The organism is Roseisolibacter sp. H3M3-2 (genome assembly GCF_029211165.1).
In the GTDB taxonomy this organism is placed as follows: Bacteria; Gemmatimonadota; Gemmatimonadetes; order Gemmatimonadales; family Gemmatimonadaceae; genus Roseisolibacter.
In genome coordinates this window covers 1-18,056 of record NZ_JARGEK010000014.1, presented here as the reverse complement: position 1 = coordinate 18,056, position 18,056 = coordinate 1, and the positions used below count along the sequence as shown (strand labels likewise).

At 76.0% G+C, this 18,056-nt stretch carries 16 protein-coding genes and 1 pseudogene; 15 read left to right on the top strand and 2 right to left on the bottom strand.

Annotated elements, in window-relative coordinates:
- The first annotated feature begins 120 nt into the window (after window positions 1-120).
- From PYV61_RS02805 to PYV61_RS02750, 12 genes are all read left to right on the top strand, one after another.
- Window positions 121-993 (top strand): cobalamin B12-binding domain-containing protein, encoded by an 873-nt coding sequence (locus PYV61_RS02805; RefSeq protein WP_275828094.1) that lies wholly within the window; start codon window positions 121-123, stop codon window positions 991-993.
- A 4-nt stretch (window positions 994-997) separates the two neighbouring features.
- Window positions 998-2,437 (top strand): transcriptional regulator PpsR, encoded by a 1,440-nt coding sequence (gene ppsR / locus PYV61_RS02800; protein ID WP_275828092.1) that lies wholly within the window; start codon window positions 998-1,000, stop codon window positions 2,435-2,437.
- Between the two features lie 65 nt (window positions 2,438-2,502).
- Window positions 2,503-3,417, top strand: coding sequence for a chlorophyll synthase ChlG (gene chlG, locus PYV61_RS02795; RefSeq protein ID WP_275828090.1), 915 nt, complete (start codon window positions 2,503-2,505; stop codon window positions 3,415-3,417).
- Window positions 3,414-4,751, top strand: coding sequence for a PucC family protein (locus PYV61_RS02790; RefSeq protein WP_275828088.1), 1,338 nt, complete (start codon window positions 3,414-3,416; stop codon window positions 4,749-4,751). Before chlG ends, PYV61_RS02790 begins: the two co-directional genes overlap by 4 nt.
- Entirely contained in the window at window positions 4,751-6,019 is a 1,269-nt protein-coding gene (locus PYV61_RS02785) for a Coenzyme F420 hydrogenase/dehydrogenase, beta subunit C-terminal domain (protein ID WP_275828086.1), read from the top strand. The genes PYV61_RS02790 and PYV61_RS02785 overlap by 1 nt, the downstream gene beginning before the upstream one ends.
- A 1-nt stretch (window position 6,020) precedes the next feature.
- The gene (locus tag PYV61_RS02780; protein WP_275828084.1) at window positions 6,021-7,211 is read left to right on the top strand and encodes a geranylgeranyl diphosphate reductase; all 1,191 of its coding nucleotides are present in this window, start codon (window positions 6,021-6,023) and stop codon (window positions 7,209-7,211) included.
- 13 nt (window positions 7,212-7,224) lie between these two features.
- The gene (hemA, locus tag PYV61_RS02775; RefSeq protein ID WP_275828082.1) at window positions 7,225-8,523 is read left to right on the top strand and encodes a glutamyl-tRNA reductase; all 1,299 of its coding nucleotides are present in this window, start codon (window positions 7,225-7,227) and stop codon (window positions 8,521-8,523) included.
- Window positions 8,520-9,626, top strand: a complete 1,107-nt coding sequence (gene hemE, locus PYV61_RS02770; RefSeq protein ID WP_275828080.1) for a uroporphyrinogen decarboxylase — start codon at window positions 8,520-8,522, stop codon at window positions 9,624-9,626. Before hemA ends, hemE begins: the two co-directional genes overlap by 4 nt.
- Complete coding sequence (gene hemF, locus PYV61_RS02765; protein WP_275828078.1) at window positions 9,626-10,687, top strand: oxygen-dependent coproporphyrinogen oxidase; 1,062 nt, start codon at window positions 9,626-9,628, stop codon at window positions 10,685-10,687. Before hemE ends, hemF begins: the two co-directional genes overlap by 1 nt.
- Before the next feature lie 16 nt (window positions 10,688-10,703).
- Window positions 10,704-11,276: a CopD family protein gene (locus tag PYV61_RS02760; protein WP_275828076.1), complete on the top strand. Its 573-nt coding sequence runs from the start codon at window positions 10,704-10,706 to the stop codon at window positions 11,274-11,276.
- 61 nt (window positions 11,277-11,337) lie between these two features.
- Entirely contained in the window at window positions 11,338-13,059 is a 1,722-nt protein-coding gene (locus PYV61_RS02755; protein ID WP_275828074.1) for a M3 family oligoendopeptidase, read from the top strand.
- A 92-nt stretch (window positions 13,060-13,151) separates the two neighbouring features.
- Complete coding sequence (locus PYV61_RS02750) at window positions 13,152-13,832, top strand: hypothetical protein (RefSeq protein ID WP_275828072.1); 681 nt, start codon at window positions 13,152-13,154, stop codon at window positions 13,830-13,832.
- Between the two features lie 13 nt (window positions 13,833-13,845).
- Here PYV61_RS02750 and PYV61_RS02745 read toward each other — a convergent pair whose 3' ends face one another.
- Window positions 13,846-15,141, bottom strand: a complete 1,296-nt coding sequence (locus PYV61_RS02745) for an amidohydrolase family protein (protein ID WP_275828070.1) — start codon at window positions 15,139-15,141, stop codon at window positions 13,846-13,848.
- Between PYV61_RS02745 and PYV61_RS02740 the strand changes: the two genes are divergently transcribed.
- Entirely contained in the window at window positions 15,140-16,066 is a 927-nt protein-coding gene (locus tag PYV61_RS02740; protein ID WP_275828068.1) for an alpha/beta hydrolase, read from the top strand. The genes PYV61_RS02745 and PYV61_RS02740 overlap by 2 nt on opposite strands.
- Here the strand turns inward: PYV61_RS02740 and PYV61_RS02735 are convergent.
- Window positions 16,043-16,624, bottom strand: a complete 582-nt coding sequence (locus tag PYV61_RS02735) for a DUF502 domain-containing protein (protein ID WP_275828066.1) — start codon at window positions 16,622-16,624, stop codon at window positions 16,043-16,045. The two genes, PYV61_RS02740 and PYV61_RS02735, sit on opposite strands and share 24 nt — an antisense overlap.
- Before the next feature lie 29 nt (window positions 16,625-16,653).
- On the opposite strand from PYV61_RS02735, the gene PYV61_RS02730 reads away from it, so the two are divergent.
- Both PYV61_RS02730 and PYV61_RS02725 read left to right on the top strand, forming a co-directional pair.
- The gene (locus PYV61_RS02730; protein WP_275828064.1) at window positions 16,654-17,343 is read left to right on the top strand and encodes an adenine nucleotide alpha hydrolase; all 690 of its coding nucleotides are present in this window, start codon (window positions 16,654-16,656) and stop codon (window positions 17,341-17,343) included.
- Window positions 17,344-17,631: 288 nt separating this feature from the next.
- Window positions 17,632-18,056, top strand: a pseudogene (locus PYV61_RS02725) (hypothetical protein); the annotation flags it as partial.

Genomic DNA, 18,056 nt, shown 5'->3' with positions numbered 1-18,056 from the left:
CGTCGTTGACGTAAACTCAAGTTGACACCGGGCGGTTCGGTTCCCATGTTGGGGGCGCGCCACCCGGCCTGCTGCTCGGGCCATCCCGGGATCGGACACGACACTTCTGCGGAGGCGCAGGTGAGCAACGTCGAGTCACGGACGGCGGCGTCGGTCGCGCGGTACGGCCCGCACCACGACGGGGGGACCTTCGGCGCGCCCAGCTTCTGGCGCGGCGACGCGGCGCTCGCGGCCACCATCGAACGGGACCTCGTGCCGCGGCTCCTGCTCGCCCACCGCGCGGGGCCCTTCACGCCCTTCGAGCGGGCGGTGCTCACCGGGGGCGCGTCGGTGGTCTGCGCCGGCGACCGCGAGGAGTTCGTCGACCTCGTGCTCGGCCCGGACGAGGACGCGGCGCGGCGCTACGTGGCGCAGCTGCTCACCCGCGGGATCAGCGTCGAGGCGGTCTACCTGGACCTCCTGGCGCCGACGGCGGTCCACCTCGGGCACCTGTGGGAGACCGACGACGCCGACTTCCTCGAGGTGACCGCGGCGCTCGGGCGGGTGCAGCGCGCGCTGCACGAGGCGGCGCAGCGCGTCCCCCCGCTCGCGCCGGAGGACACGCACGACGGCCGCGTCCTGCTCTCCTGCCTGCCGGGGGAGCAGCACACGTTAGGTTTGGCGATGGTCGCCGAGTTCTTCGTGCGCGACGGGTGGACCGTGGAGCTGGGATCGCCCACCGCGGACCACGAGTTCGCCGCGCTGATGGAAGGGGGAGGGTGGGACGTGGTGGGGCTCTCGGTGGCCAGCGAGAGCAGTCTCCTGACCGCACGCCGGCTGATCGCGACCGCGCGGCGGCTGTCCACGAATCCCTCCCTCGTCGTTCTCGTCGGTGGCCGAGTCTTCGCCGAACACCCCGATCTCGTCGCCCGCGTCGGAGCCGACGGATGCGCCGCCGTCGCCGCCGGCGCGCCCGAGCTCGCGCGGACGCTCCTCGCGCGACGCGGCGACTGAGCCGATGGCCGCGCCGCGAGCCCCCGCGCGGGCCACGCGCGCCTTCTCCGGGGGGCGGACCGCGCTGGCCCACCTCGAGCCGGAGGCGGCGAGCGTCCTCGTCTCGGCCAGCGACCTCGCGTTCATCGTCGACCGCGAGGGCGTCGTGCGCGACCTCGCGCTCGGCAGCGGCGACCCGACGCTCGCCCAGCTCGACGCCTGGGTCGGTCGGCGCTGGATCGACACCGTCGTCGCCGACTCGCGCCCCAAGATCGAGGCGATGCTGCGCGACGTGGCCGCCTCGGGGCACTCGCCCAAGCGCCAGGTCAACCACGTCACCCCCGACGGCACCGACCTGCCGGTGGCCTACACGGCGGTGCGTCTGGGCGAGTCGGGGAGCCTGGTGGCGAGCGGACGCGACCTCCGCGCGCTCGCGCAGATGCAGCAGCGCCTCGTCGAGACGCAGCAGGCGATGGAGCGCGACTACTGGCGCCTCCGCCACGTCGAGACGCGCTACCGCCTGCTCTTCCAGCTGTCGTCCGAGGCCGTGCTGGTGCTCGACGGACAGACGCGGAAGGTCGTCGACGCGAACGCCGCGGCGGGGACGCTGTTCGGCGTGGCGGCCGACCGCCTCGTGGGACGCGCGGCGCCGCTGGAGCTCGACCGCGACGGCGAGCGCGCGCTCGACCGCCTGCTCACCGACACGCGCCGCGACGGGCGCGCCGACGAGGTCGCGCTGACGCTGCGCGACGGGCTCGCGGTGCGGGCGTCGGCGTCGTGCTTCCGGCAGGACGCGCAGACGCTCTTCCTGCTGCGCCTCGCGACGCCGGCGGCCGCGCGCGCCGCGGCGCCGCGCCCGGCGGTCGTGGACCTGCTGGCGCAGGCGCCCGACGCCTTCGTCGTCACCACCCCCGCGGGCGAGATCCTGAGCGCCAACCGCGCCTTCCTCGACCTGGTCGAGGTGGGGGAGGAGGCGCAGGTGCTCGGCCGCCCGATCGCCGACTGGATGGGGCGCCCCGGCGCCGACGTGCCGGTGCTGCTCTCGATGCTGCGCAAGCACGGCGCGCTGCGCCTCGTCGCTACGGCGGCCCGCGGGCAGCTGGGCGCGGTCACCGAGGTCGAGGTGTCGGCGGTGCTGGCCGCGGACGCCGAGGTGCCGTCGGTGGCGTTCGTGATCCGCGACGTGAGCCGGCGCGTGGCGGGCGGCGTGCAGGGCGCGCGCGACCTCACGCGCGCGGTCGAGAACCTGACGACGCTCGTCGGCCGCGTGTCGCTCCCGGAGCTGCTGCGCGAGACGACGGAGCTGGTGGAGCGCCACTTCATCGAGGCGGCGCTCGAGCTGACGCACGACAACCGCACGGCGGCCGCCGAGGTGCTCGGCCTGAGCCGCCAGTCGCTCTACCTCAAGCTGCGTCGCCACAAGCTCTCGTCGGGCGACGCGGAGGCGGAGCAGGGGCAGGGCTGACGCCCGCCCCGTCCTGACCCCGCAGCGCCCCGCGGCACGTCGTGCATCCCACCTGTCAACCAAACATGACAGTCGGAAACGTCACACTAGTCGTACGTCGCCTGCCGGAGCCGCGCGCCGTCCTGGCGCTGCTCAAGCCGGTGACGTGGTTCCCGCCGATGTGGGCGTTCGGGTGCGGCGTGGTGTCCGCCGGGCGGCTCGACGCGCGGTGGGACGCGCTGGCGCTCGGCATCTGCGTGGCCGGCCCGCTCGTCTGCGGCGCCAGCCAGGCGGTGAACGACTGGTACGACCGGCACGTCGACGCGATCAACGAGCCCGGGCGGCCGATCCCGTCGGGGCGCGTCCCCGGCACCTGGGGGCTCCGCATCGCGCTCGCGTGGAGCGCGCTGGCGCTGGCGGCGGGGGCGCTGCTCGGCGCCGCGGGCGCCCTCGCGACGGCGGGCGCGCTGGCGATGGCGTGGGCGTACAGCGCGCCGCCGCTGCGCTTCAAGCAGAACGGCTGGATCGGCAACCTCGCCGTCGGGGTGTCGTACGAGAGCCTGGCGTGGATCACCGGCGCCGTCGTCGCGCTGGGCGGCGCGCTCCCCGGGCCGCGGGTGCTGGCGCTGGCCGCGCTGTACGGGCTCGGCGCGCACGGGATCCTCACGCTCAACGACTTCAAGGCGGTCGCCGGCGACGCGCGCATGGGCGTGCGGTCGCTCCCCGTGCAGCTCGGCGACGCGCGCGCGGCGCGCGTGGCGTGCGCGGTGATGCTGGCGCCGCAGGTGGTCGTGATGGCGCTGCTGGCCACGTGGGGCGCGGTCTGGGCGCTGGCGGGCGTCGCCGCGCTGGTGACGGTGCAGCTGGTCCTGATGCGCCGATTCCTCGCCGACGTCACGCCGCGCGCGGCGTTCGTCTACAGCGGCGTCGGCGTGCCGTTCTACGTGCTCGGGATGCTGGTGAGCGCCGCCGGCGTGCGGGCGCTGGGGGGAGCCGCGTGACGGCCGGCGCGTCCGACCTGCGCTGGCGTGACGTCGTCCGCCTCGGGCTGGCGCAGGTCGCCATCGGCGCCGTCGCCGCGCTGATGATGTCGACGCTCAACCGCGTCATGGTGGTCGAGCTGCGGCTCCCGGCGTCGGTGCCGAGCGCACTGGTCGGGCTGCACTTCGTGGCGCAGCTGGCGCGGGCGCGACTGGGCTTCGCGTCCGACCGCCAGCGGCGCCGGGCGCCGTACCTGCTCGGCGGCGCCCTCCTGCTCGCCGCCGGCGCGTCGGGGGCCGCGGCCGCGACGGCGCTGGTGCCCGCGCGCCCGGCGCGCGGGCAGGCGCTGGCGGCGCTCGCCGACCTCGCGATGGGGCTCGGGCTCAGCGCCGCGGGACCCGCGCTGCTGGCGCTGGTGGGCGAGCGCGTCGCCCCGCGGCGGCTCGGCGCGGTGGCGGCGGTGCTCTGGATCATGATGATCTTCGGGATCGCGGCGTCGGCCGGCGTCACCGGCGCGCTGCTCGACCCCTTCTCGCTCGACCGGCTGCTCGCGGTCTCCGCCGGAGTGAGCGTGGTCGTCCTCGCGCTGTGCGCGGCCGCGGCGACCAGTCCGGTGCTGCGCCGGACGGAGGGCGTCGCGCCTGCGGCGACCGCGCCCGCGCGCGACGCGCGCGAGTTCCGGCGCGCCGTCCGCGCCGCGCTGGCCGAGGGGGCGACGCGCCGGTTCGTCGGCTTCGTGTTCCTGGCCATGCTGGCGTTCAGCGCGCAGGACCTGATCCTCGAGCCCTTCGGCGGCCAGGTGCTCGGCATGACGCCGGGCGAGACCACGCGCCTCGCCTCGCTGCAGCACGGCGGCGTGCTGCTCGGCATGATCGCGGCCGCGTGGGCGAGCACGCGCGTCGGGTCGCTGCGGGCGTGGGCGGTCGCGGGGTGCCTCGCGTCGTCGGCCGCCTTCGTCGCCCTGTCGCAGGTCGGAGCGCACGGCTCGCCGGACGCGCTGCGCATGGTGGTGTTCGTGCTCGGCGCCGCCAACGGCGTGTTCACCGTCGGTGGGGTCGGCTCGATGATGGCCATCACCGCCGCGGCGCGCGGCGAGGCCGGGCTGCGGCTCGGGATCTTCGGCGCGGCGCAGGGGCTCGCGTACGGCCTCGGCGGCTTCGCCGGGGGCGCGGCCAGCGACGTCGCGCGGTGGGCGCTCGGTTCGCCGGCGGCCGGCTACGCGGCCGTCTTCGCCGCCGAGGCGGTGCTGTTCGCCGGCGCCGCGTGGCTGGCGGCGCGCAGCGCGCCCGCGACGTCGCCGCGCGCGACACCGCTGGCGGACGGCGGGGACGCGCTGGTGGCGGTGCTGCGCTGATGGCGGCCGTCGCCCTCCCCGTGCTCGCCGCGCCCGACGTGGACGGCGTACTCGCGGCCGCGCGCGGCGCGCCGCGCCCGCGCGACCTGTGCACCGACTGCGGGATCTCGCGGTCGTCGCACGCGGCGCGGTGCGGGGCGGCGTGCCAGTTCGTGCACCCGCGGCACGCGTCGCTCGAGCGGCAGGTGCACGGCCGCGCGCGCGACGCGGCCCGCGGGGACGAGGCGCACTTCGGCCCGTACCTCGAGATGTGGCGCGCCCGGCTCGCGGCGCCGCGCGCGGGGGCGCAGTGGACGGGGCTGACCACGCGGCTGGCGGAGCGCCTGCTGGAGGAGGGGCTCGTCGACGCCGTGATCGCGACGGCGAGCGCCGACGACGACCGGTGGGCGCCCGTGCCGGTGCTCGTGACCGAGGCGCGCGGGATGGCGCGCTGCCGCGGGATGAAGATGGGGTACTCGCCGGTGCTCGCGCTGCTCGACGAGGCGGCCGCGCGCGGCTACCGCCGGCTGGCCGTGGTCGGCGTCGCCTGCCAGGTGCACGCGCTGCGGGCGCTGGAGGCGTCGCTCGGGCTTGAGCGGCTGTACGTGATCGGCACGCCGTGCAGCGACAACACGACGACGGCGCGCTTCCACGACTTCCTGGCGCTGCTGACCGACCGCCCGGCGTCGGTCACGTACCTGGAGTTCATGCCGGACATGCACGTCGAGCTGCGGTTCGACGACGGGGGCGTGCGGCGGATCCCGTTCATCCGCCTGCCGATCGCGCAGCTGCCGGCGGACTTCATCCCGCTCACCTGCCGGTCCTGCTTCGACTACACGAACGCGCTGGCCGACGTCACGGTCGGCTACATGGCGGCCGGGGGGGACCAGTGGCTGGTCGTGCGCAACGCGCGCGGCCGCGAGCTGGCGGCGCTGCTCGGCGACGAGGTGGCGCTCGCGCCGCTGGGGTCGCGCGGCGACCGGCGCGGGCCGGTGCGCACGTTCGCGCGGATGCTGGAGCGGCAGAAGGGCGGGATGCCGGTGCGCCGCGCGCCTCGGTGGGCGCGCCCGCTCATCGGGTGGCTGCAGGCGCGGTTCGGGCCGAAGGGGCTCGAGTTCGCGCGGACGCGGGTGGAGATGAAGGTCGCCGAGGGGATCGTGAACCTGCGCGCCGAGCGGCCCCGCCGCGTGCGCGCGCTGGTGCCGGAGTTCGCGTGGGAGCTCGCCGCGCCCTACGGGCTGGTGCCGCGGGACGGCGAGCGCGGTGGGACCCCGAGCCGGGAGCGCTGACATGGAGCGGTTCGACGTGGTGGTGGTGGGGGGCGGCCCGGCCGGGGCGACCGCCGCGCACGAGATGGCCAAGCGCGGGCGGCGCACGCTGCTGCTCGACAAGGCGGGGCGGGTGAAGCCGTGCGGCGGCGCCGTGCCGCCGCAGCTGCTGGTCGATTTCGACGTGCCGCGGTCGGTGCTGGTCGCGGAGATCGACTGCGCGCGGGTGATCTCGCCGCGCGGCCGCAACGTCGACATCCCCGTCGGCGACGGCTTCGTCGGGATGGTCGACCGCGGCCGCTTCGACGAGTGGCTGCGCGCGCGCGCGGTGGACTTCGGCGCCGAGCGGCGCACCGGCTACTTCGACCGGATCGAGCGCGCGGCCGACGGGTCGGCGGTCGTCGTGTACCGCGAGGGCGGCTCGCGGTCGGGCGCCGAGGCGCGCGTGGGCGCGCGGTTCGTGATCGGCGCGGACGGCGCGCTCTCGGCGGTGGCGCGCCAGGAGATCCCGGGCGCCGACCGCGTGAAGCACGTCTTCGCGTACCACGAGATCGTCGAGGCGCCGGCCGAGGCTGTGCAGGCCGCGTACGGGAAGGCCCGCTGCGACGTGTACTACGAGGGGACCTACTCGCCCGACTTCTACGCCTGGGTGTTCCCGCACGGCGGCGTGGCCAGCGTCGGCACCGGAACCTTCCAGAAGGGATTCGACATGCGCGGCGCGATCGCCGAGCTGCGGCAGCGGACGGGGCTCGCCGACGTGAAGACGCTGAAGCGCGAGGGGGCGCCGATCCCGCTCACGCCGCTCCGCCGCTGGGACAACGGGCGCGACGTGGTGGTGGCGGGGGACGCGGCGGGGATCGTCGCGCCGGCGTCGGGGGAGGGGATCTTCTACGCGATGACCGGCGGGCGGCGGGCGGCGGAGGCGGTGGAGCTGGCGATCCGCACCGGGAGCGCGCGGGCGCTGCGCAGCGCGCGGCGGCGCTTCATGTGGGAGCACGGGCAGGTGTTCATGGTGCTCAACGTCATGCAGTCGTTCTGGTACCGGAACGACGACCGGCGCGAGCGGTTCGTGGCGATCTGCGAGGACCGCGACGTGCAGCAGCTCACCTTCGACGGGTACATGCGCAAGAAGCTGGTGCGCGCGCGGCCGATGTCGCACCTGCGGATCTTCCTGAAGAACTGGGCGCACCTCAGCGGGCTGGCCTCCGCGTGACCGCCGCCAGCGCATGCTGATCTCGATCGCCGTCGACTACCGCCACGCGGACGTCGCGACGCGGGAGCGCTTCCACCTGACGCCGGAGCGCCTGGCGGCGCTGTACCGCGCGCCGGCGGGGGGCGGGGCCCCGCAGCGCGTCGGGATGGCGACCTGCAACCGCAGCGAGCTGTACGCGTGGGTCCCCGAGGCGACCGCGCGGACGCTCGACGGGCACCTCGCGGCGCTCGCGCGCGCGTGGATGGGGACCGCCGCGGGCGCCCGGGCGCTGCTCGCGGTGGCGCGCCGGCGGAGCGGCGTCGGCGCCGTGCACCACCTCTTCCGCGTCGCGTCGGGGATCGAGTCGCAGGTGCTGGGCGACGCCCAGCTCCTCGGCCAGCTCCGCGAGGCCTACGCGCACGCCCGCGACGCGCACGCCGCCGGGTCGGTGCTGCACCGCCTGTTCGAGCACGCGCTGCGGGTGGGGAAGCGGGTGCGGACGGAGACGGGGCTGTCGAGCGGGCGCTACTCGGTGGGCGCCGAGGCGGCGAACCTGGCGGCGCGGCGCTTCGGGTCGCTGGCGCACGCGCGCGTGGCGGTGGTGGGGGCGGGGAAGACGGGGGAGCGCGTCGCGCGGCAGCTGGCCAAGCTCGGGGCGACGGACATCGTGGTGCTCAACCGGTCGCCCGAGCGCGCCGAGGCGCTGGCCACGGCGGTGCGCGGGCGCGCCGCGCCGCTGGAGGCGCTGTACGGCGAGCTGGCGCTGGCCGACATCGCGATCGTCGCGACGAGCGCGGTCGGGCCGCTGGTGTACGCCGACCCGCTGGTCTCGGCGCGGCGGCGCTTCGCCACGCTGCACTTCCCGCTGCTGCTGGTGGACCTGTCGGTGCCGCGCAACGTCGATCCCGTGGTCGGCGGCGTGCCGGGGTGCGTGGTGGTGGACCTCGACGCGCTGCGCCCGGCCGTGGCGGCGGGGGAGCGCGAGCGCAACGCGTCGATCCCGCAGGCCGAGGCGCTGGTCGAGCAGGAGGCGGCGGAGTACCTGGAGTGGCTGCGCGCCGCCTCCGCCCGCGAGGCGATCCGGCCGCTGTGCGACGCGCTGGCCGAGGTGTGCCGGCGCGAGGTCGCGTTCGCCGCCGGCGACGACGTCGCGGCCCGCACCGCCGAACGCATCGTCGCGAAGGTGCTGGCGCGGCCGATGGTCGAGCTGCGCGGGGCGGTGGCGCGCGGCGAGTCGCTCGAGGAGATGGTGTCGGCGCTCGCGCGCCTCTTTCCGACCGCCGCGCCGCGAGGCGCCCGCGCGGCGCTGGCGCTCCCCGGAGGCCCGGCATGACGACGCTGGTCGCGTACGAGCCGTTCGTCCACGCGCCGCTGGCGGTCGCGCCGACCGCCGAGCCGCTGCTGCTGCGTGCCCTGCGCCGCGAGCCGGTCGAGCGGCCGCCGGTGTGGCTGATGCGGCAGGCCGGGCGATACCTGCCGGAGTTCCGCGCGGTGCGCGCGCGCGCCGACTTCCTGACCATGGTGCGCACCCCCGATCTCGCGGTCGAGGTCACGCTGCAGCCGGTCCGGCGCTACGGCGTGGACGCGGCGATCGTGTTCAGCGACATCCTCGTGATCCCCGACGCGATGGGGATGCGGCTCACGGTCGAGGAGTCGGTCGGGCCGGTGCTGCACGACCCCGTGCGGTCGATGGCCGACGTGCGGCGCCTGCTTCCGGTGGACCCGGCGGCCGACCTGGCGTACCACCTGACCACGCTGCGCGAGACGCGCCGCGCCCTCGACCCGGGGACCGCGCTGATCGGCTTCGCGGGGGCGCCGTGGACGCTGGCGGCGTACATGCTGGAGGGGTCGGGCGGCCGGCAGTTCGCGGTGGCCAAGCGCATGCTCACCGAGCGCCCGGACGTCGCGCACGCGCTGCTGGCGCGCCTCGCCGACGCGGTGGGCGACTTCCTCGTGGCGCAGGTGGCCGCGGGGGCGCAGGCGGTGCAGCTCTTCGACTCGTGGGCCGGGGCGCTGGGGCCGGACGACTTCGCGCGCTTCGCGCTCCCATATCTGGCGCGGGCGGCGCGGCGGGCGGCCGAGGCGGGCGCGCCGGTGATCGTGTTCGCGCCCGGCGCGTGGATGCACGCCGAGGCCATCGCGGCGGCGACCCAGCCGGCGGCGCTCGGCGCCGACTGGCACGTGCGCCCCGACGAGGCGCGGCGGCTCGCCGACCGGATGCGGGTGGCGGTGCAGGGAAACCTCGACCCGTGCCACCTGTACGGCGACGCGGCGACGGTGCGCCGGCGGACGCGCGCGATGCTGCGCGGGCTGCACGGCGCGGGGCACGTGGCGAACCTGGGGCACGGCGTGCTCCCCGACACCCCCGTCGAGAACGTGGGGGCCTTCATCGAGACCGTGCAGCAGTGGCGCGCCGACGCGTGCGAGGAGGAGTGATGACGCCGTTCGCAGCCCAGATCGACCCGCGGGCCCACGCGCGCGCCGGGCACGGCGCGCCGACGCTCGTACCGACCCCGCTCGAGGAGCGGCGCCGGCCGGTCCCGATCGCCGACGACGGCACGGACCGCGTGCGTGCCGCGGCGTGGACGGTCGCCGTGCACGAGGACATCACCGCGCTGCTGACCGATCTCGACGGCGGGGGCGCGTTCGTGGAGGAGCAGTGGGCGCGCGACGGCGGCGGCGGCGGCGTGTCGCGCCTCATGATGGAGGGGATGACGTTCGAGAAGGCCGGGGTGAACCGCTCGATGGTGCACGGCGTGCTACCGCCCGAGGCGCTGCAGCGGCTCGGCGTGGCCGCGGTGCCCGGCGAGGTGCGATTCTTCGCCTCGGGCGTCAGCGTGGTCGTGCACCCGCGCAGCCCGCGGATCCCGACCGTGCACCTGAACGTCCGCTTCTTCGAGCTGAGCGACGAGGACGGGCACACGCTCGACCGGTGGTTCGGCGGCGGCACCGACCTGACGCCGATGTACCCGCAGCCCGAGGACGCCGCGTCCTTCCACCGCGCGCTCGCCGACGTGTGCGCGCCGTTCGGGCGCGCGCTGCACCCGCGATTCAAGGCGTGGTGCGACGACTACTTCGTGAACCGGCACCGCACGCAGGAGCGGCGCGGCGTCGGCGGGATCTTCTACGACCACCTCCGACCGCACGAGTTCGGCCCCGACCGCCGCTCGCTGCACGCGCTGGCGGTGGCGGTGGGGACGTCGCTGCGCACGACCTACGCGCCGATCGTGGAGGCGCGCCGCGACGCCGCGTGGGGCGACGACGAGCGCGCGCTGCAGCTGGAGCGCCGCGGGCGCTACGTCGAGTTCAACCTGCTGCACGACCGCGGGACGCTGTTCGGGCTGCAGACGAGCGCGCGCACCGACAGCGTCCTCATGAGCCTCCCGCCGCAGGCGAGCTGGCCGCGCCCCGGCGGGCACCCGGCCGGGAGCCTCGGCGACCGGCTCACAGCCATGCTCGCGCCGCGCGACTGGCTGGCGGTCGACGCGGTCGCCTGAGGGCGCGGGAGGCTCCGTGGCGTACCTCTGGCTCAAGACCCTGCACGTCGTCGCCGTCGTCTGCTGGATGGCGGGGCTGTTCTACGTCGGCCGCGTGGTCGTCAACCACGTCGAGGCGCTGGCGCGCCCGGAGCCGGCGCGCACGATCCTGCACGAGCAGCTGGCCGGCATGTCGCGGCGCGCCTATCGCGGGATCCTGACGCCGGCGGCGGTGCTGACGCTCGCGTTCGCCGCCGGCATGCTGGCCGAGCGGCCGGCGCTGCTCGGCGCCGGGTGGCTGCAGGCGAAGCTGGCGCTGGTCGCGCTGCTCGGCGGCTTCCACCTGTACTGCGGGCGCCTGGTCGCGGCGCTGGCGGCCGGGCGGGCGCCGGTGACCTCGCTGCAGGCGCGGCTCCTGAACGAGGTGCCGACGCTCTTCCTGCTGGCCATCGCGCTGCTGGCGGTGTTCAAGGGGGCGGCCACGCCGCGCACGGTCGCGCAGGGCGTCGGCGGGCTGCTCGTGCTGCTCGCCGTCGGCGTCGCGCAGTACGCGCGGCGGCGCGCGCGGGCGGGGCGCCCGGTGCCGCTCGCGGGGGTGCCGGCCCGGTAGCCGGCGCGGATATCATCCGGGAGCGGGACGCCACCTGTTCCACCGTCTGCTCCCCTCCGCCGTGACCACCGCGCTGACCCCCGAGCTTCCGGCCTCGCCGCAGGCCTTCGCCGACGCCCGCTGGGAGGACGTCCTGCCGTACTACGAGGCGCTCGCCACCGTCCCGCTCTCCGACGCGACCGTCGAGGAGTGGCTGGGGACGTGGTCGCGCCTCGACGCGCTGATCGGCGAGGCGGGGACGCTGGCGATGATCGCCTACACCGGCGACACGAGCGACGCCGCGCGCGAGGCCGCGTACCTCCGCTTCTCGACCGAGATCTTCCCGAAGCTCGACGAGCAGGGGGTGCGTCTCGCCAGGCGGCTGCTCGACCTCGGCTGGTCGCGCCCGGATCTCGAGACGACGCTGCGCCGGTTCCGCACCGACGCCGAGATCTTCCGCGAGGCGAACGTGCCGCTGTTCGCGGAGCTGGAGGAGCTGTCGGCGGCGTACCAGAAGATTGTCGGCGGACTCTCGGCGGAGTGGGAAGGCGAGCGCAAGACGATCCCGCAGCTGCAGCCGTTCCTCAAGAGCCCCGACCGCGCGGTGCGCGAACGCGCCTTCCGGAAGGGCGCCGAGGCGTACCTGGAGAAGCGCGACGAGCTGGCGGCGCTGTTCGACCGGATGTACGAGAAGCGCGTGCGCGTCGGCGAGAACGCCGGGTTCCCGAACTTCATGGAGTACTGCTTCGCGGCGAAGCACCGGTTCGACTACACGCCCGACGACGTGCAGCGCTTCCACGAGGCGGTCGAGTCGACGGTGACGCCGGCGGCCGAGCGGCTGCACGCGTGGCGCCGCGACAAGCTCGGCGTCGAGCGGCTGCGCCCGTGGGACACCGGCGTCGACCTGTTCCGCGAGCGGCCGCTCAAGCCGTTCGCGACGACGCCCGAGTTCGTGGACGGGGCGCGCCGCATCTTCGCGACGCTCGACCCGGAGCTGGGCGGGCAGTTCGACCTGATGGCGCGCGAGGAGCTGCTCGACCTGGAGAGCCGGCCGGGGAAAGCGCCGGGGGGCTACTGCACGAAGCTGAGCTTCCGCGGGCGGCCGTTCATCTTCATGAACGCGGTCGGCGTCCCGGACGACGTGAACACGCTGGTGCACGAGGCGGGGCACTGCTTCCACGACTTCGCGTCGCACGGGCTGCCGCTGGTCTGGCAGCGGTCGACGGGACACGAGGCCGCCGAGCTGGCGTCGATGTCGATGGAGCTGCTGGCGGCGCCGCACCTGGCGCGCCCGACGGGCTACTACGAGCCGGAGGAGGCGCTGTCGGCGGAGCTGGAGCACCTGGTGGACGTGATCACGACGCTTCCGCACGTGGCGAGCGTCGACGCGTTCCAGCGCTGGATCTACACCGACCCGGCCGGCGGCGACGCCGACGCGCGCGACGCGGCGTGGCTCGACATCCGGCGGCGCTTCGAGCGCGGGGTGGACTGGTCGGGGCTGGAGCGGGAGCGGGTGTCCCGCTGGTACCGCCAGCTCCACATCTTCGAGCTGCCGTTCTACTACATCGAGTACGGCATCGCGCAGCTCGGCGCGCTCCAGGTCTGGCGGCGGAGCCTGCAGGACCCGCAGGAGGCGGTGGCGCGGTACAAGGCCGCGCTCCGGCTCGGCGGGACGCGCTCGCTCCCCGAGATCTACGCCGCGGCGGGCGCGCGGCTGGTGTTCGACGCCGCCGGGATGCGCGAGCTGGTCGAGCTGGTGGAGGGGCGGATCGAGGGGCTGCGGGCGGCGCTCGCAAAGGGGTGACGGGACGCTAAGGCCAAGGCCGGGCGGCACTTGCGTTGCCAGCCCGGCCCGGTTTGCGTTCGGGGATACCCGTCACCAACCGACTGACAGTCATGGCCGAGATCGAGTTCAAGCGCCGGGGCACGCCGCTCTGGCTGGTCCTTCTGGTGCTCGCCGTCCTGGGCGGCGCCGCCTGGTTCTTCGTCCGCCAGCGTCCCGAGGCGCCCGTCGCGCAGACGGCCGCCGACTCCGCGGCTGCCCCCGCCGGCTCGCCCGCCGCCGCCGCGCCGGCCGCCCCGGCGCCCACCGGCCCGAGCGTCAACCTCGCGCGCTTCGCCGACTCGGCGAGCCTCCCCGGCGCCGACGCCGAGCAGCGCCGCTACCTGTCGCAGGCGATGCGGCTGATGGCCGACGTGCTGCAGGAGAAGGCGCCGACCAACGGGGTGCAGCAGTCGCTGCTGCGCGCCGTCGCGGACACGCTGGCCATGGCCGACACCCGGGCGGAGCGCGTCGCCGACCTGACGCAGCTCGGCTTCTTCGCCTACGCCTACGCGCTGAACGACGCGAAGGTCGACGACGGCAAGCTGTCGACGGCGGCCAGCCAGATGCAGCCGAACGTGGCCGTCGGGCGCCAGAAGTCGATCGTCGACGGGTACCTCCGGCTGTCGCGCGACATCCTGCGCGGCGTGGCGTCGAAGGGCGCCGACACGATCCCGGCGCCGCGCACGAGCACGCCGACCCCCGCCCCGACGGGGGGCGACGCGACGCCCGCGACGCCGAAGTCGGGCGACTGAGCGTACACGCGGCTCAACGAGGGGCGGCGGGGCCGACGGCCCGGCCGCCCTTCATCACGTAGCGGACCCGCCGCAGCGCGCCGACGTCGCGCGTCGGGTCCCCGGCCACCGCCACCAGGTCGGCCAGCAGTCCGGGGGCGACGCGCCCGCGGTCGGGGAGGGCGAGGGCGCGCGCGTTGACGCTCGTCGCGGCCCGGAGCGCCTGCAGCGGCGTGAGCCCGTACTGCACCAGCAGCTCGGGCTCGCGCGCGTTGTCGCCGTGCGGGAAGACGCCGACGTCGCTCCCGTTGCAGATCGTGACGCCGGCCGCCAGGGCGGCGCGCAGCGACGCCTTCTTCGCGACGATCCGCGCCGGGTCGGGATCGACGCCGCGCCGCCAGCCGCGGTAGCCGGTGACCGCGTCGCCGGCGGTCACCGTCGGGCAGAGCGCGACCCCCTTCTGCGCCATCAGCCGGAAGACCTCGGGGGTGCCGTCGTCCCCGTGCTCGATGGTCTGCACGCCGGCCGCGGCGGCCCGCCGCATCCCCTCCGCGGTGCTGGCGTGCACGACCACCGGGCGCCCCGAGCTCCCCGCGGTCTCGACGGCGAGGCGCATCTCGGCCTCGCTGAACGTCGGCCGCGCCTCGCCGTTCGGCCCCCAGCGGTAGTCGCCGTAGAGCTTCACCACGTCGGCGCCGCGCCCGATCTGCGCGCGGATGGTGCGCACCAGCGCGTTCGCGTCGCCGACCTCCTCGGCGCCCTGCGGGACCGCCCAGCGCGGGTCGAAGCCGCGCGGCGCGTAGCTGCCGGTGGCGACGATGGCGCGGTTGGCGACGATCAGGCGCGGCCCCGGGACGATGCCGCGCTCCACCGCCAGCTTGAGCCCCGCGTCGGCGTCGTCGGCCCCCTCGGTGCCGAGGTCGCGCAGCGTGGTGAAGCCCGCCTCGAGCGTCGCCTTCAGATGGTTGACCGCGCGCGCGACGCGCAGCGCGAGCGGCTCCTTCAGCACCTGATCGTCCCAGCTCGTCTCGTTGTAGGCGTGGAGCAGGACGTGCGAGTGGGCGTCGATGAGCCCGGGGATGAGCGTGGTGCCGGCGAGCGCCACCTCGCGCGTCCCGGCCGGGACGGCCACCGACGCCGGCGCGCCCACCGCGGCGATGCGCTCGCCGCGGACGAGCACGACCCACCCCGCGCGCGGCGCGTCGGCGTCGCCGTCCCACACCGCGTCGGGGCGGAGCAGGACGGGCGCGGTGTCGGCCGCGGCGGGCTGGCCGCGCAGCGGCAGCGCGGCGACCACGAGCGAGGCGACGACCAGGGAGAGACGCGGCATGGCGGACGGGGAGTGGGCTGGCGCGGCGACGGGCGCCGCTGCGCTGATGTCGGGGAGCGAGGGCGGCACGCGCTGGCGCGACGCGTGGGCGCCGGGCGCCGGCGTGCGCCTGCACGTGGTCGAGGGCGGGGAGGGGGCGCCGGTCGTGCTCCTGCACGGCTTCCCCGACTTCTGGTACGCGTGGCACCGGCAGCTGCCCGCGCTGGCCGCCGCCGGCTTCCGCGCGATCGCCCCCGACCTGCGCGGCTACAACCTGTCGGATCGCCCGCGCCGCGTCGAGGACTACCGGCTGCCGCTGCTCGCCGACGACGTGGCGGCGCTGATCCGCGGCGTCGCCGGCGGGCGCGCGCACGTCGTGGGGCACGACTGGGGCGGCGGGGTCGCGTGGCACCTCGCGGCGCGGCACCCCGAGGTGGTCGACCGGCTGGCGATCGTCAACGCGCCGCACCCGGCGCGCTACCGCGAGCTGCTGCGGACGCCGGCGCAGGCGCTGCGCGCGTGGTACCTGGCCGCGGTGCAGCTCCCCGTGCTCCCCGAGGCGCTGCTCGGCGCCGGCGACCTCGCGCCGCTGCGCGCCGTCTGGCGCCGGATGCGGCGCGCGCCCGGCGGGCTGTCGGCGCGCGAGGAGGCGGCGTACGCGGCGGCCTTCGCGGATCGGTCGGCGCGGTGGGCGGCGCTCGCGTACTACCGCGCGCTCGCCCGGCACGGCGCGCCGGTGCCGGCGGAGCGCCGCACGATCCCGCACCGCACGCTGCTGCTCTGGGGGATGCGCGACCCGGCGCTGGTCCCCGGGAACGCCGAGGGGCTGGAACGGTGGCTGCCCGCCCTGTCGGTGGTCCGCTTCCCCGACGCGGGGCACTGGCCGATGGCCGACGCGCCCGCGGCGTTCGACGCCGCGCTGCTAGCCTTTCTGCGCGGGGCGTGAGAGTGCCGGCGTCGCGCCGACCCGCGTGACGCCCCCCGAGACGAGGAACGCCATCACGTCGGCGCTGTCGGCGGGCAGCGGGCGCACCCGCTCCGCCGGGAAGAGCAGGACGTGGCCGGCCACGCTGTACGAGAACGGGAAGTACACGGCGACCTGGCCCGTGAGGCCGAGGTGGTCGAGCGACGACTGCGTGACGAAGCCGATCGCCGCGCCCTCGGATTCCGGGTACACCGTGACCACCACCGGGCGGTCGAAGCGCCGCTGCTCGCCGACGAAGGCGTTGAGCAGGTCCTTGGTCGACGCGTACAGCAGGCGCACGAACGGGAGGCGCGCCAGCACCGACTCGAGGAGGCCGAACAGCCCGCGCGCCAGGAAGGTCGAGGCGAGGAACCCGACCAGCACGAGCACGCCGATCGTCACCGCGAAGCCGACCCCCGGGACCGGGAAGCCGAGCCACCCGTCGATGGCGACGAACAGCCGCCAGCAGACGTAGAGGGTGAACGCGATCGGCGCGACGACCACCAGGCCGCGCAGGAAGTAGTTGACCAGGGCGCGCATGGGCCAAAGCTAGCGCTTATCGTGCGCCCATGAATCCGAGCACGCCCCCGCGGGCCCTCCTCAGCTGGAGCGGCGGAAAGGACAGCGCTCTGGCGCTGCACCGCCTGCGCGAGACCGGCGCCCTCGCCGTCGAGGGGCTGCTGACGACGATCACCGCCGAGTACGACCGCATCTCGATGCACGGGGTGCGGCGCGCGCTGCTCGAGGCGCAGGCCGAGGCGGTCGGGCTGCCGCTGCGCACGGTGGCGATCCCGCCGGGGTGCACGAACGACGAGTACGAGGCGCGCACGGGCGCCGCGCTGGCCGCCTGGGCGATGGAGGGTGGGCAGGCGGTGGCGTTCGGGGACCTCTTCCTGGCGGACGTGCGGGGCTACCGCGAGCGGCTGGTGTCGGCGCACCCGCTGACGCCCGCGTTCCCGCTGTGGGGGGAGGACACCACCGCGCTCGCGCGCCGCTTCGTCGCGCTCGGCTTCCGCGCGGTGCTGGTGTGCGTGGACCCGAAGCAGCTCGACCCGCGGTTCGCGGGGCGGGCGTACGACGACGCGCTACTCGACGAGCTGCCGGCGGGGGTGGACCCGTGCGGCGAGAACGGGGAGTTCCACACGTTCGTGTGGGACGGGCCGGTGTTCGGACGCGCGGTGCCGGTGCGGGCGGGGGAGGTGGTGGAGCGGGGAGGGTTCGTGTTCGCGGATCTGCTGCCGGCTCTACCGACGGCGTAGAGCGGGGTACGGCGCACTTCAGGGTACGGCGGAGAGCGGGGTGGACCGAACCAAGGGGTGCAGCGTACACCGGGGTACCACGGACCTACCGGCCATGAGCTCGTAGGTCCGTGGTACCCCGCTCTGCGAACCAACCCTGTTTTCGGTTCACCCCGCCCTTCGCCGTACCCCGGTTTCCGGGTCACCCCGATCTTCGCCGCGAAAGGCCAACGCCCCCCTCGCCGCCCGCGTACCTTCGGGGATGGCCCCCCTCGCCGTCCGCCCCTCGCCCCCTCCCACGCCCGCCCCATGAAGGCCCGTCTCCTCGCCGCCCTCGCCCTGGGCGCCGCTCCCGCCGCCGCGCAGGCGCCCGCCAAGCGCCCGCTCACACAGGCCGAGTACGACAGCTGGCGCAACGTGCAGGGGACGACGCTGTCGCGCGACGGCCGCTGGCTCGCGTACCAGGTCGGCCCGGTGGTCGGCGACGGCGAGCTGGTGGTGCGCGCGGTGGGCGCGTCGACCGAGCACCGCGTGCCGCGCGGCTACACCGGCCGCCCGCAGCTGACGCCCAACGCCGACTCGGGGTTCACCGCGCCGCCGCCGGTGTTCAGCGCCGTCGGGCGCGTGCTGGCGGCGCTCACGTACGCGCCGGGCGCCGACTTCGAGCGGGCGCGCCGCGCGCGCCCGCCGGCGTCGCGCGCGACCCTGGCGGTGGTGTCGCTGGCCGACGGCCG

Bases quoted from the DNA above. Each gene is read 5' to 3' on its own strand.
- ppsR (WP_275828092.1), top strand. From the start codon at position 998: ATGGCCGCGCCGCGAGCCCCCGCGCGGGCCACGCGCGCCTTCTCCGGG.
- chlG (WP_275828090.1), top strand. From the start codon at position 2,503: ATGACAGTCGGAAACGTCACACTAGTCGTACGTCGCCTGCCGGAGCCG.
- PYV61_RS02785 (WP_275828086.1), top strand. From the start codon at position 4,751: ATGGCGGCCGTCGCCCTCCCCGTGCTCGCCGCGCCCGACGTGGACGGC.
- PYV61_RS02780 (WP_275828084.1), top strand. From the start codon at position 6,021: ATGGAGCGGTTCGACGTGGTGGTGGTGGGGGGCGGCCCGGCCGGGGCG.
- hemA (WP_275828082.1), top strand. From the start codon at position 7,225: ATGCTGATCTCGATCGCCGTCGACTACCGCCACGCGGACGTCGCGACG.
- hemE (WP_275828080.1), top strand. From the start codon at position 8,520: ATGACGACGCTGGTCGCGTACGAGCCGTTCGTCCACGCGCCGCTGGCG.
- hemF (WP_275828078.1), top strand. From the start codon at position 9,626: ATGACGCCGTTCGCAGCCCAGATCGACCCGCGGGCCCACGCGCGCGCC.
- PYV61_RS02750 (WP_275828072.1), top strand. From the start codon at position 13,152: ATGGCCGAGATCGAGTTCAAGCGCCGGGGCACGCCGCTCTGGCTGGTC.
- PYV61_RS02740 (WP_275828068.1), top strand. From the start codon at position 15,140: ATGGCGGACGGGGAGTGGGCTGGCGCGGCGACGGGCGCCGCTGCGCTG.
- PYV61_RS02745 (WP_275828070.1), bottom strand. From the start codon at position 15,141: ATGCCGCGTCTCTCCCTGGTCGTCGCCTCGCTCGTGGTCGCCGCGCTG.
- PYV61_RS02735 (WP_275828066.1), bottom strand. From the start codon at position 16,624: ATGCGCGCCCTGGTCAACTACTTCCTGCGCGGCCTGGTGGTCGTCGCG.
- PYV61_RS02730 (WP_275828064.1), top strand. From the start codon at position 16,654: ATGAATCCGAGCACGCCCCCGCGGGCCCTCCTCAGCTGGAGCGGCGGA.